The following is a 12,847-nucleotide window of genomic DNA, read 5'->3' on the forward strand; positions in this document are numbered from 1 at the left end:
TCAAGTACAAAGTAAAAACTTCTTTGTACCCTATACAAACTACTTAATAGTATTAAAAAAATGAAAGAGACACTTAATAAACTTATAAATCACGAAATACTTTCCAAAGAAGATGCGAAACGCATTTTGGTAAATATTGCGAAAGGTGATTACAACACAAGTCAGATTGCTGCTTTTTTAACAGTATATATGATGCGTAGTATTACTATTGAAGAACTTGAAGGATTTAGAGATGCATTATTAGATTTATGTTTGGCAGTAGATTTATCTGCCTATAACCCTATTGATCTTTGCGGTACTGGTGGTGATGGAAAAGATACTTTTAATATTTCTACTCTTGCCTCTTTTGTTACAGCAGGCGCAGGAGTAAAAGTTACTAAGCATGGTAATTACGGAGTATCTTCTAAATGTGGTAGTAGTAATGTGATGGAATTTCTAGGGATAAAATTCAGTAACGACGCTGGCTTCCTAGAAAAATGTATAGATGAAGCTGGTATTTGTGTTTTACACGCTCCCCTATTTCACCCTGCCATGAAAAATGTGGCTCCTATTCGTAAAGATTTAGGCGTAAAAACGTTCTTCAATATGCTCGGTCCAATGGTAAATCCTGCTTTTCCTAAAAATCAAATGGTAGGTGTTTTCAACTTAGAGCTTGCCCGTATGTACGGATATTTATATCAGAAAACCGATAAGAATTTCACCGTTCTGCATGCTTTAGATGGGTATGATGAAATTTCTTTAACGGGAAGTACTAAAACCATTTCTAACCATACAGAAAGCATGCTAAAACCATCTGATTTTGGTGTAAAACAAATTAAACAAAGTGATATTGTAGGCGGAGATTCTATTGATACTTCTGCTCAGATTTTCTTGAATGTTTTACAAGGCAGAGGTACAGAGCCGCAAAACAATGTTGTGTGTGCTAATGCCGGTATTGCAATAGCTACTGTAAATAACCTAACACCTTTAGAAGGTTTTGAAAAAGCTAAAGAATCGCTTTTAGGTGGACACGGACTAGCAGCTTTGAAGAAAATACAAGAACTAAGCAGAAATTAAGCAGATTACTTCATACCTTGAAATGACGAGGTAATAAAGAACATATATTTCATGAACATTCTAGATAAAATAGTAGCCGATAAACGCAAAGAAGTTGAATTGAAAAAATCGATCATTCCAGTGTCTCAATATGAAGCATCTGTACTTTTTAATCGAAAAACCAACTCTTTAGCTCAAGCACTTAAAAATAGTGATACGGGTATTATAGCTGAATTTAAACGTAGGTCTCCGTCCAAAGAAAGTATTAATCAAAATGCTAATGTTGGTCAAGTTGCCAAAGGTTATGAGAATGCCGGAGTTTGCGGAATGAGCGTACTTACAGATATTAAATATTTTGGTGGTGCTATCGAAGATTTAATTTTAGCACGCGCATCGGTTAATCTTCCATTACTACGTAAAGAATTTATCATTAGTGAATATCAAATAATCGAAGCCAAAGCATATGGTGCAGATGTTATTTTACTTATCGCAGCAATTCTAACAAAGCAAGAAATTAAGACCTATTCTGAACTGGCTAAAAGCTTAGGCTTAGATGTTTTATTAGAGGTACATAATGAAGAGGAACTTCATAAATCTATTATGCCAAGTTTAGATATGTTAGGCGTAAACAATAGAAACCTAAAGACTTTCGAGGTAAGTTTAGATACTAGTAAATCTTTATCAAAATTGATACCAGATGATTTTGTAAAAATTTCTGAAAGCGGAATTAGTTCTATTGATGCCATCAAAGAATTAAAACCTTATGGTTATGAAGGTTTTTTAATTGGTGAGAATTTTATGAAGACAGATAACCCTGGGAAAAGTGCCATTCAATTCATCAAAAACTTGAAAAACTAATGAAACTGAAAATTTGTGGAATGAAACTGAATACGACTGAAGTTGCGCAATTGCGACCAGACTATTTGGGCTTTATTTTCTGGGAACCCTCTTCTAGATTTTTTGAAGGTAAAATCTCCGAACTTCCGCATACGATTAGTAAAGTGGGCGTTTTTGTTGATGCAGAGTTAGATTATATCATTAATACAGTTCAGAAATATCAGTTACAAGGACTGCAATTGCACGGCCATGAAACTCCAGATTATTGTACTAAAATTGCAGCTGAATTAAAGAAATTGAATCATAAAGTCGACATTATAAAAGTATTCTCCATTAAAGAGGAATTCAACTTTGATGTTTTGACGCCGTATGAAAATGTGTGCGACTATTACCTTTTTGATACTAAAGGAAAATTACCCGGCGGAAATGGATATACCTTTAATTGGTCTGTTCTTAAAAATTACCCTTCTACAAAACCTTTCTTTTTAAGCGGAGGTATTGGTTTAAATAATCTGGATAAGATTAATGAATTTATGAAAACACCTGAATCTAAATATTGCTATGCCATTGATGTCAATAGCTCTTTCGAAATAGAACCAGGATTGAAAAATATTGAAGAATTACAAAAGTTTAAAGAAGCGCTATGAATTATAATGCTGACGAAAAAGGATACTACGGTGAATTTGGTGGTGCCTTTATACCTGAAATGTTGTACCCAAACGTTGAGGAACTACGACAAAATTATTTAAAACTGATGTATGAAGATTCTTTTCAGAAAGAATTTAATCAGCTTTTAAAAGACTATGTTGGTAGACCTTCTCCCCTATATTTTGCTAAACGTCTTTCTGAAAAGCACGGTTGTAAAATTTATTTAAAAAGAGAAGACTTAAACCATACTGGTGCCCACAAGATTAATAACACTATCGGTCAAATTCTTATGGCCCAAAAATTGGGTAAAACTAGAATTATCGCCGAAACTGGTGCTGGTCAACATGGTGTTGCTACCGCTACCGTTTGTGCTTTAATGGGCATGGAATGTATCGTTTACATGGGTGAAATTGATATTGCCCGTCAAGCTCCTAATGTTGCCCGTATGAAAATGCTTGGCGCAGAAGTAAGACCGGCAAAATCTGGTAGTAGAACATTAAAAGATGCAACAAACGAGGCTATTAGAGATTGGATAAACAATCCTATAGACACCCATTACATTATTGGTTCTGCAATTGGTCCGCATCCTTACCCAGATATGGTTACACGTTTTCAATCTATAATATCAGAAGAGATAAAATGGCAACTGAAAGAACATGAAGGGCGAGAAAATCCTGATTACGTAGTGGCATGTATTGGTGGTGGCAGTAATGCCGCTGGCACTTATTACCACTTCTTAGATCAACCTGAAGTTGGAATTATTGCCGTTGAAGCTGCTGGTAAAGGAGTAAATTCTGGCGAAAGTGCTGCAACATCTGCTCTTGGTAAAGTAGGTATTATTCATGGTTGCAAAACCATGTTGATGCAAACAACAGATGGTCAAATTACAGAACCCTATTCTATTTCTGCGGGATTAGATTATCCTGGCGTAGGTCCTATGCATTCGCATTTATTCAAATCTGGTCGTGCTGAATTTTACTCTGCAACAGATGACGAGGCTATGGCTGCAGGGTTAGAATTATCGCAATTAGAGGGAATTATACCTGCTATTGAAACAGGACATGCGTTTGCCATTTTTGAACATAAAAAATTCAAGAAAGATGACGTTGTCGTTATCAGCCTTTCTGGTCGAGGCGATAAAGATTTGAATACATATATTGATTATTTTAAGCTAGCATAACCTATTATGAGCAATAGAATTACAACAAAATTACAAGAAGACAAAAAGCTTCTTTCTATATATTTTACGGCTGGTTATCCTGCATTGAATGATACCGTTCAAATCATTCAAGATTTGGAAAAGAACGGCGTAGATATGATCGAAATAGGATTACCATTTAGTGATCCTCTTGCAGACGGACCTACTATTCAAGAAAGCTCCACTGCCGCCTTGAAAAATGGAATGACTACCGAAATAATTTTCAACCAATTAAAAGATATTCGCAAAACGGTCTCTATCCCTTTAATTATAATGGGATACTTTAACCCAATGTTACAATACGGTGTTGAGGCATTCTGTAAAAAATGTCAAGAAATTGGTATTGACGGATTGATTATGCCAGATTTACCTTTAGATGTGTACAAAGAGGATTATGAGGCAACTTTTAAAAAATACGGACTTATAAATATTTTTCTAATTACACCACAAACTAGTGATGCTCGTATTCGTCAAATTGATGATGCTTCTAACGGGTTTATCTATATGGTCAGTTCTGCTAGTGTTACAGGTTCAAAATCGGGTTTTGGTCAAGAACAAGAAAATTATTTTGAGCGAATAGCTTCCATGAATTTAAAGAATCCACAAATAGTTGGTTTTGGTATTAAGGACGAAGAAACTTTTAAGCAGGCAACTAAAACCGCCAAAGGTGCTATTATAGGTTCTGCTTTTATTAAGCATTTGACTGCTAATGGAACTGATAAAACTGCTGAGTTCACCAAACTAATACGATAATTTGAAAGAGTTTATAAACAATTGGAAACTAATTATTCTACTTTGCCTTACCTTAGGTTTAGCACCCTTTTTTCCTGAGCCACATATTGTAGGCAAATTAAAATGGATTTTTGGTGGTGCTAATGACATGGTTTTTATGGATTGGTTTGATGTTGTATCACATGGATTTCCGTTTATACTTTTAATTCGTTTAATTATCATGAAGATAATCAGCTCAAAAACCGGAAATTAAATTGATAATTTTTTAATCATTTAAATAATTGTTAGCATATCCCATATTTAAAATAATGAACGAGGTTGCCTTAATAGGGCAACCTCGTTCATTTTCTACCCTACTTCTAAAACAGCCTTAAATAGTTTATTCATTTTTTATATAGAAAATCTTAACAAATGCAACCATCTAATTAGAGTACAGTTCCCTCCATTTTGCTTACATTTAAAGAATATATCCACGAGAACGAACATGAAAAAATCACTTACCCTTCTATTAATTATTACTCTTTATTCCGGGTACTCACAAGACTCTATCCTAATAAAATCTAAAGTTGCCAATGCAATTGTAGAATTAAGAGAATTTGTTGCCTTACCTAATGATGCCTTAAACGCAGATGATATAGATACAAACCTTTATTGGCTTAGAAAAAAGTTTACCGAACGCGGCTTCAATAGTACCATTTTAGAGACAGAAGGATTACCACTTTTCTTTGCTGCCCTACCAATGGATGATACTAAACCTACCATCTTATTTTACATGCATTTAGATGGGCAATCTGTTGATGCTACTAAATGGGATCAGCCTGATCCTTACGCAGTAGTGCTAAAATCTAAGACTGATGATGGTTGGAAAAAAGAATCATTTTCAGATTTAGAAGATGACATTAATTATGACTGGAGACTTTTCGGAAGATCTACTTCTGACGATAAAGGACCTATTGTTATGTTTTTAAACGCCATTGATGCACTAAAAAAAGACGGTATTGAAATACCTTATAACGTAAAGGTCATTTTAGATAGTGAAGAAGAGAAAAGTAGTGCACCATTACCGCAAGCTGTGCGCACATATAAAGATTTACTTAAAGCTGACTTCTTAGTCATTAATGATGGTCCGGTTCATGTTTCTGGTAAACCTACCGTTATTTATGGTTGCAGAGGTATCACTACATTATCTATCACCACTCACGGACCAATAAAACCTCAGCATAGTGGTCATTACGGAAATTACGCTCCTAACCCTGGTTTTCAATTATCGCAACTTCTAGCTACTATGAAAGATGCTGATGGCAGAGTTTTAATCAAAGGATATTATGACGGAATAACCTTGGATGAAGCTACGTTAGAAATATTAAAAAGTGTACCTGATAATATAGAAGAGATCAATAAAAACTTAGCAATTTTTACTCCTGAAAAAGTAGGTAGCTTTTACCAAGAAGCATTGCAATATCCTTCTTTAAACATAAGAGGATTGGGTTCTGGATGGATTGGTGATCAGGCTAGAACAATTTTACCAGCTACAGCAACTGCAGAATTAGACTTAAGATTAGTTCCAGAATCTGATGGCAACAGACTTAAAAAATTAGTAAAGGAGCATATTAAAAACCAAGGCTTTCATGTAATGAGTACAGAACCAACTATGGAAGACCGTCTTAAATATGATAAGATTGTAACCATTAAAGAAGGTACGGTTACAGATGCCTTCCGTACAGATTTGAATAATCCGTTTGGTAATAGCATCGTTAAAACCATAGAAACTAAATTCGGAGAAAAACCCGTTCAAATAAGAATAATGGGTGGTACCGTCCCTATTTCTCCTTTCATCAATGAATTAAAGATTCCGGCATTTATTGTACCAATGGTTAACGCAGATAACAATCAACACAGCCCCAATGAGAATTTAAAAATTGGGCAAATAGCATATGGTATCGAAACATTTTATGCGCTATTAAGTTCTAAAATGTAATATTCTACCACATTAGAAACTTTTTACAGTCTTTTAAGTAAATGCCGATTCTTCTGCCTTCAACCAGCAAAATTATCGGCATAATAATTGAATTAAAACTATTATGATATTTAAAAAGCATCCCTGGTTATTTTTACTTTCCATTTTTATATTAACTACAAGTTTTAAAGTAGACGATTCTATAGTAACTGCTGATTATAAATACTCAACAGATCGATTGCCGACAATGGTTGAAATGTTACAACATGGCGAACACTATTCTATTCAAATTACTTCTATTGGTTGTTTTCATGGCAAACGCCAAACCATTACTGTTTTAAACAAAGAAGGTATTTTAACTGCTAGCTTAAATAACAAAAGAAAAATTCTATCTCCATCCGATGTTAATGAGCTTATTCATTTTGAACTTCAATTGAGAGAAATACCACTGGGTGGTTGTACGACCATAGACACCTATACTATCAGTAATGACTACGAAACTTTTACAACTAGCGATGGCACTTGCAGCTGGCAAGGGTATAAATCACTAGTTGCCATTTTTTAGATAGATAAAAAAGTGTAAACAACCATCTTTCTAATAATCAACATATTACCGTGACGATTGTCAAAATAGGTAATACTCTATAAATATCACGAAACTATCACAAGAGTTATCACAATAAGTTGATATTCTTGTGATTACCTTGTAATATGATTTTTATTCATTTGTCTGTAACCAAAAAAAAAACAGAACATATGAAAAATTTCAACTTTTTATCAATTTTAATGCTTTTGCTGATTATAGCAAGTTGCTCAGATGACGACAATGCCGTATCCAACGTAATCATACCAGCATCTGGTGACATCGCCGGCGGACCCTTTACTTTTTGTGTAGACGGTGTACCTGATATGGTAAGTGGCATAACCCTTAATAGTGAAAGCGCTACAGGTACTAGCAGCACATGGGTAATTACTGATGACCAAAATAATATTCTTGGTATTCCTCCAACTTTAGAAGCAGTACAAGGTGTTGATTTTGACGCTGCGGGTGCAGGTACTTGTTTTATTTGGTACTTAAGATATGAAGAAGGGCTAACCGGACTCGAAATGGGTTTGAATACCAATGGTTTTGAAGGCTCTTTTGATTTATCGAACTCCATCGAGGTCCAAAGAAACGAAACCATGGCAGGTGTTCTTTCAGGTGGACCTTATGAATTTACCGTTGATGGTAATGCCGATTTCGTTACCGATATTTCTTTAGATGGTGAAAATGCAATAGGTAGCAATAGTACTTTTGTCATTACCGATGATGAACTCAATATTCTTGGATTACCACCAACATTAGAAGCTGTAAAAGAAGTTGATTTTGACATGGCAGGTGCAGGTGTTTGTCTTATCTGGTATTTACGATATGAAGATGATTTGATCGGTGCCGAAGCAGGTATGAATGCGGGAGAACTTGAAGGCTGTTTTAGTTTATCTAATTCTATTCAAGTTACTCGATTAGATGCTGCAAATGCTGGAATAATTTCAGGAGGTCCATTTAACTTTTGTGTAGATGGTGAAGTAGATAACGTTTATGGAATTACTTTAGACAGCTCAGAATCTACAGGTAGCAGTAGCAGCTGGGTTATTACAGATGAGCAAGGAAAAATTCTAGGTCTTCCACCTACATTAGAAGCAGTAGAAGGGGTGAATTTTGATGGAGCAGGTGCTGGTACTTGCTTAATATGGTATTTACGCTATGAAGGTGAATTGAACGGACTAGCTGTTGATATGAATGCAAATGACCTACAGGGGAATTTTAATTTATCTAATTCAATTGAAGTGGTTAGAAGTAAAACCGAAGCCGGAGTTTTAACTGGTGGACCATATAAATTCTATGTAGATGGTGAAGCTGACCATGTAACCGATATTATGCTAGATGCCTCTGAAGCTTCAGGAACAAATAGCACATGGGTTATTACAGATGAAGAATTGAATATTCTTGGTCTTCCACCAACTATTGATGCTGTTAAAGGTGTAAACTTTGATGCTGCAGGTGTTGGTACTTGTTTAATTTGGTATTTAAGATATGAAGATGGTTTAGAAGGTGCCGCCATGGGCTATAACGCTGCAGACTTAAACGGATGCTTTGATCTGTCTAACCCTATTGAAGTTCAAAGAGTACAAGGTGTAAATGCAGGTACTTTAGAAGGAGGTCCATTTAGCTTTTGTGTTGACGGTGAAGTTGATAATGTATATGGCATTACGCTAGATAATTCCAACGCAACGGGAACTCAAAACACTTGGGTTATTACTGATGATCAAGGAAAAATATTGGGTCTACCTCCAACACTTGAAGCTGTAGAAGGCGTAAACTTTGATGGTGCCGGTGCAGGAACTTGTTTAATTTGGTACGCACGTTACGAAGGTGAAATTACAGGACTTGCGGTAGATATGAATGCAAATAACGTTACAGGAAATTTTGCGCTATCGAACCCATTGACAGTGGTAAGAACAAAACCTGAAGCCGGTACAATTACGGGAGGTCCGTTTGAATTTATTGTCGATGAAACTGCTGATTTCGTTACTGGTATTACTTTAACCAACGAAAATGCGTCAGGAGCAAATAGCTCTTGGATAATTACAGATGAATCTGGTAGAATACTTGGATTGCCACCAACTTTAGCAGATGTACAAGCTGTAGATTTTAACGCTGCCGGTGAAGGAACATGCTTTATCTATTACATTAGATACGAAGATGGATTAACAGGTATGGAACCTGGCTGGACATTTGATGAGTTCAATGGCTGTTTTGATATTTCAAACAATATAAAAGTGGTTCGCAAGGTTCATTAATTTAAAACGAATTCAATAAAAAAAGGCTCTGTAATTAAATTTACAGAGCCTTTTTAAATTTTACTAAAAAATATTATGCCGAATTCCTACTAGCATTAATATTACCATATAAAGATCGTGTTACAATTTTCTCATATAACTCTTTATACTCCGTTCCCTCACCTATTCTTTGAAGTGCATATTGTTGTATAACCAATAACGGTAAAACAATATTCTCTCTAATCTTAATAGACTCTCTAGAAATTGCCTCTTTTTGCATTAAAATTTCCATTCCTGATAATTTCAACAACATTGCTTTAGAAAGCTGGTATTCTGCCAATAAAATCTCCCAGAATACCCCGTATTCCTCATTCTCTTTCATATAACTGGTCAATTCAAAATAACATTTAGAAAGACTCATCATACTATTCATCATTAAAGCTTGAAAGAATGGTACCTCTTGGTAAAGTTTCTGAGCTTCAGCAAATCTTCCACTGTCTTCTAAGTTTTTTAAAGCTGTACCTATACCATAATATCCTGGTACATTTTGCTTTAATTGGCTCCAAGAACCTACAAAAGAAATTGCACGTAAATCTGACAACTCTAACTTAGCCTTATTCCCTCTTTTACCTGGTCTACTACCAATATTTGCTTTTGTATAATATTTAAGCGTACTCATATTTTCTAAATATGGCATAAACTTATCATGATGCTTTAAGTCGTCATATTTTTCAAAACTCATTTCAGATAACTCTTCTATCAGCTCTCTATCTGAATCTGATATAACAATTTCCTTCTCTAAAATTGTATTTGATAGTCCGGCTGTCAATAACTGCTCACTGTTATAAATGAACTGTTCTTTTGTACCATACGTACTAGTAATGGTCTGCCCTTGAATGGTCAGTTGAATTTCGTTATTCGCAACTTTATTTGTCTGTGCTGCATAAAAACGATGCGTTTTACCACCACCTCTTGCTGGTGGTCCACCCCTACCGTCAAAGAATATAGCTGCTATACCATGTTCGTCGCAAACTTCTGAAAGTTCTTCTTTAGTTTTTAAAATAGACCAGTTCGCTTTTAGGTAACCACCATCTTTTGTACCATCAGAAAAACCAAGCATAATAGTCTGCTTATCATTTCTATTTTTAACGTGCGCTTTATACTCTGGTAAATTGAATAAAAGCTGCATGGTAGCCTGCGCATTATCCATTCCGTTCATTGTTTCAAACAATGGTACGATATCAAAAGTAATATCTTTACCTGCCCAACCACACCATCTAAATAGTGCATAAACAAAAAGAATAGAGAATACATCTTCAGAATTACTAATGATGTATCTATTACAACCTTCTTCGCCATTCTTATCTTGAATGGTCTGTAGTTGAAGTATGTTCTTAACAGTATCTTTTACAATATCTTCTTCATAATCATCTGCTACTAAATTCAAATTCTCATGTAAAAGAATATCAATCAATTTTTCTTCAGATAATTCACTTAGGTCTTCTTTGATCAATCCGTTCTTTTTCAAAACCTCAACCATCACCTTAGTATGCATACTATGGTCTTGACGAATATCTATCGTTGCAAAGTGAACTTTAAAGATTTTCACCTTATCAATTAACAGCTCTAAATCTTTTAAATAAAGGCTCTGATATTTTTCAATAAGTATTAATCTGATTTCTTCTAACGGTATAATTAAATCTTCATAACCAATATCTTTAGAGCTATCGAACATAGCGGTATAAAGATTAGATCTTAACTTTTGTAATGGTTCTTGAACATCTTTAAAGGTAAGTTTATGAACCAGCCCTTTTAAATCGTTGTAATAGCACTTCATTAAAGTTAAACGAAGCTCGTTCATTACATCTCTAGTAATATCTGCTGTTACGAACGGATTACCGTCACGGTCACCACCAGGCCAAAAACCTAATTTTACTATATCATGATTTTCAAAGGCTTTTGATCCTACACTACCTTTGATATATGCATACATTTCACCAATAGCATCATAGTATACATGTCTTAATGTATAAATAATATTTTTTGCTTCATCTAAAGGTGTAGGCTTCTTAGCGTTTATTAAAGATGTGAGTCCTAATTGTTGTAGACCTACATCGATCTCATCTATTTTATCTTCTAAGATTAATGTTCTAAGATTGGTGATTATATCTAAAACTGCTGGTGTATAGAACTGTGTTGGGTGCGCTGTAAGCACTATTCTTGCGCTGAAATTACTCAGTTTATCCCAAATAGTATCCCATGAATTATTTTTCTCAACTAACTGAAAATAATCTTTCAATGATAAAGAACTAGAATGTTTTTGCAACTTCGGGAACGCAGCATCTTCTACACTATCATAAAGAACCACTTGGCGCTCTACGTACTGGATAATACGGAACATAAAATCTATCTGCTCTTTTTCTGATTTTATTTCTACAAAGTTCTCAAAAAAGTTTTCTAGAATTTCTTTCGGATTAAGACCTTCGCTCAATCCCTTTTCAGATTGATTCAGCAATAACGGAATCAACATACCCACATTCTCAATATTCTTATAGGGTAGGTTTAAAAATAGACTGTTATAGACATTAAACTTATTTTGGACAGATTTCTTAAATTCTGCCAACCTTTCTTGTTGTTGCATATATTAAAAACTTTGGACCATACCGTTATGGCAAACTTGCTAAAATTCGAACATAAATATCGCTATTCCAAGAGAATTTGGAGAATGATTTTTGTGAAATATCAATTTCATAGAAGTATACCACAAAATAGTGCGTATTGACAACAAATATTCCATAAAACAGCTAATGCTTTCTACCTTTACATTGTAAATAAGTAATAAAATTTTTCATTTTCATATAGTGTTCTCGTAAAAGAGTCTTGTTTTAAAAGCAAGACTCTTTTTAGTTTTAAGAAGTTTTGAAAATATCTTTTCGGGTCAGAAATAATCTTTATACTGTAGCACTCTAAAATCTATCGTATTAAAAGTAAGATCTTGCATCTTCATCTTCTTATAACCAACAAGACTACCCACTGCCCTATTTGCCGCCCCAGAAGGTGCAATTAAACAAACTGTTTTAATAGTTTTACCAGTGATGGGATGAGTGAATTCATGAATTCTAGGTACTTCATCAGAAATTCTTACTAGCGACACCGAGTACTCTTTTAAATGCTTTCTAAAAAAGTATTCAGGACCATTTTTGCTGTTACCTCCTGTAAATAAAAGCGTATGTACTTTGGTATACTTTTCTAAATAACTCAACACATCTCTTAATTCAATATTTTGCATACCAATATCTGAGGCATCTATTTTTGTACGTTCTGCTGAAGCTACAATATCACATACTCCGATCTTTCTATCTCTCAAAAATGCTTTGCGTTGTTCTATTGCCTGATCAGTAGTTTCAAATGCTAGATTTAAATCGAAAATTTTATTTAGAATAGGCCATAACTGTCCGTCTTTACTACCATAACAGAAATCAACATCACCTTTTTTCAACTCGCCAGTAGTAAAACGTGGCGGTGGCAAAGTACCTACAATTAGTTTTTCGGTAGTATGGTCAATAAAAGGTTCGTAAGGGTGCGTATGGTTAAATACGTATTGCATTAGTGATTTATTT

11 protein-coding genes are annotated in these 12,847 nt (G+C 34.6%); 9 read left to right on the forward strand and 2 right to left on the reverse strand.

The window, feature by feature from the left end:
• Positions 1 to 60 precede the first annotated feature (60 nt).
• The 9 genes from trpD to Q0871_RS16795 all read left to right on the forward strand — a co-directional run bounded on the left by trpD (position 61) and on the right by Q0871_RS16795 (position 9,248).
• The gene (gene trpD / locus Q0871_RS16755) at positions 61 to 1,056 is read left to right on the forward strand and encodes an anthranilate phosphoribosyltransferase (RefSeq protein WP_299325709.1); all 996 of its coding nucleotides are present in this window, start codon (positions 61 to 63) and stop codon (positions 1,054 to 1,056) included.
• 51 nt (positions 1,057 to 1,107) lie between these two features.
• Positions 1,108 to 1,893 (forward strand): indole-3-glycerol phosphate synthase TrpC, encoded by a 786-nt coding sequence (gene trpC / locus Q0871_RS16760; RefSeq protein WP_299325711.1) that lies wholly within the window; start codon positions 1,108 to 1,110, stop codon positions 1,891 to 1,893.
• Positions 1,893 to 2,519 (forward strand): phosphoribosylanthranilate isomerase, encoded by a 627-nt coding sequence (locus Q0871_RS16765; RefSeq protein WP_299325713.1) that lies wholly within the window; start codon positions 1,893 to 1,895, stop codon positions 2,517 to 2,519. The genes trpC and Q0871_RS16765 overlap by 1 nt, the downstream gene beginning before the upstream one ends.
• Positions 2,516 to 3,700 carry a tryptophan synthase subunit beta gene (gene trpB, locus Q0871_RS16770; RefSeq protein ID WP_299325715.1) on the forward strand — a complete coding sequence of 395 codons (1,185 nt, stop codon included), beginning with the start codon at positions 2,516 to 2,518 and terminating at the stop codon, positions 3,698 to 3,700. The genes Q0871_RS16765 and trpB overlap by 4 nt, the downstream gene beginning before the upstream one ends.
• 6 nt (positions 3,701 to 3,706) lie before the next feature.
• Positions 3,707 to 4,471, forward strand: coding sequence for a tryptophan synthase subunit alpha (gene trpA / locus Q0871_RS16775; protein ID WP_299325716.1), 765 nt, complete (start codon positions 3,707 to 3,709; stop codon positions 4,469 to 4,471).
• Position 4,472: 1 nt separating this feature from the next.
• Positions 4,473 to 4,703, forward strand: coding sequence for a hypothetical protein (locus Q0871_RS16780; RefSeq protein ID WP_299325717.1), 231 nt, complete (start codon positions 4,473 to 4,475; stop codon positions 4,701 to 4,703).
• A gap of 231 nt (positions 4,704 to 4,934) precedes the next feature.
• Positions 4,935 to 6,428 (forward strand): M20/M25/M40 family metallo-hydrolase, encoded by a 1,494-nt coding sequence (locus Q0871_RS16785; RefSeq protein WP_299325718.1) that lies wholly within the window; start codon positions 4,935 to 4,937, stop codon positions 6,426 to 6,428.
• A gap of 103 nt (positions 6,429 to 6,531) precedes the next feature.
• Positions 6,532 to 6,972 (forward strand): hypothetical protein, encoded by a 441-nt coding sequence (locus Q0871_RS16790; protein WP_299325720.1) that lies wholly within the window; start codon positions 6,532 to 6,534, stop codon positions 6,970 to 6,972.
• A 191-nt stretch (positions 6,973 to 7,163) separates the two neighbouring features.
• A complete protein-coding gene (locus Q0871_RS16795; protein ID WP_299325722.1) occupies positions 7,164 to 9,248 on the forward strand; it encodes a hypothetical protein in 2,085 nt (694 codons plus the stop codon).
• A 73-nt stretch (positions 9,249 to 9,321) separates the two neighbouring features.
• Here the strand turns inward: Q0871_RS16795 and Q0871_RS16800 are convergent, their stop codons facing one another.
• Positions 9,322 to 11,868, reverse strand: coding sequence for a phosphoenolpyruvate carboxylase (locus tag Q0871_RS16800; protein ID WP_299325724.1), 2,547 nt, complete (start codon positions 11,866 to 11,868; stop codon positions 9,322 to 9,324).
• A gap of 297 nt (positions 11,869 to 12,165) precedes the next feature.
• Positions 12,166 to 12,834 (reverse strand): uracil-DNA glycosylase family protein, encoded by a 669-nt coding sequence (locus tag Q0871_RS16805; RefSeq protein WP_299325726.1) that lies wholly within the window; start codon positions 12,832 to 12,834, stop codon positions 12,166 to 12,168.
• Positions 12,835 to 12,847 lie beyond the last annotated feature (13 nt).

It is taken from the genome of uncultured Maribacter sp., assembly GCF_947500985.1.
In the GTDB taxonomy this organism is placed as follows: domain Bacteria; phylum Bacteroidota; class Bacteroidia; order Flavobacteriales; family Flavobacteriaceae; genus Maribacter.

Bases quoted from the DNA above. Each gene is read 5' to 3' on its own strand.
- Q0871_RS16765 (WP_299325713.1), top strand. From the start codon at position 1,893: ATGAAACTGAAAATTTGTGGAATGAAACTGAATACGACTGAAGTTGCG.
- Q0871_RS16785 (WP_299325718.1), top strand. From the start codon at position 4,935: ATGAAAAAATCACTTACCCTTCTATTAATTATTACTCTTTATTCCGGG.
- trpD (WP_299325709.1), top strand. From the start codon at position 61: ATGAAAGAGACACTTAATAAACTTATAAATCACGAAATACTTTCCAAA.
- trpC (WP_299325711.1), top strand. From the start codon at position 1,108: ATGAACATTCTAGATAAAATAGTAGCCGATAAACGCAAAGAAGTTGAA.
- Q0871_RS16795 (WP_299325722.1), top strand. From the start codon at position 7,164: ATGAAAAATTTCAACTTTTTATCAATTTTAATGCTTTTGCTGATTATA.
- Q0871_RS16805 (WP_299325726.1), bottom strand. From the start codon at position 12,834: ATGCAATACGTATTTAACCATACGCACCCTTACGAACCTTTTATTGAC.
- Q0871_RS16800 (WP_299325724.1), bottom strand. From the start codon at position 11,868: ATGCAACAACAAGAAAGGTTGGCAGAATTTAAGAAATCTGTCCAAAAT.
- trpA (WP_299325716.1), top strand. From the start codon at position 3,707: ATGAGCAATAGAATTACAACAAAATTACAAGAAGACAAAAAGCTTCTT.
- Q0871_RS16790 (WP_299325720.1), top strand. From the start codon at position 6,532: ATGATATTTAAAAAGCATCCCTGGTTATTTTTACTTTCCATTTTTATA.
- trpB (WP_299325715.1), top strand. From the start codon at position 2,516: ATGAATTATAATGCTGACGAAAAAGGATACTACGGTGAATTTGGTGGT.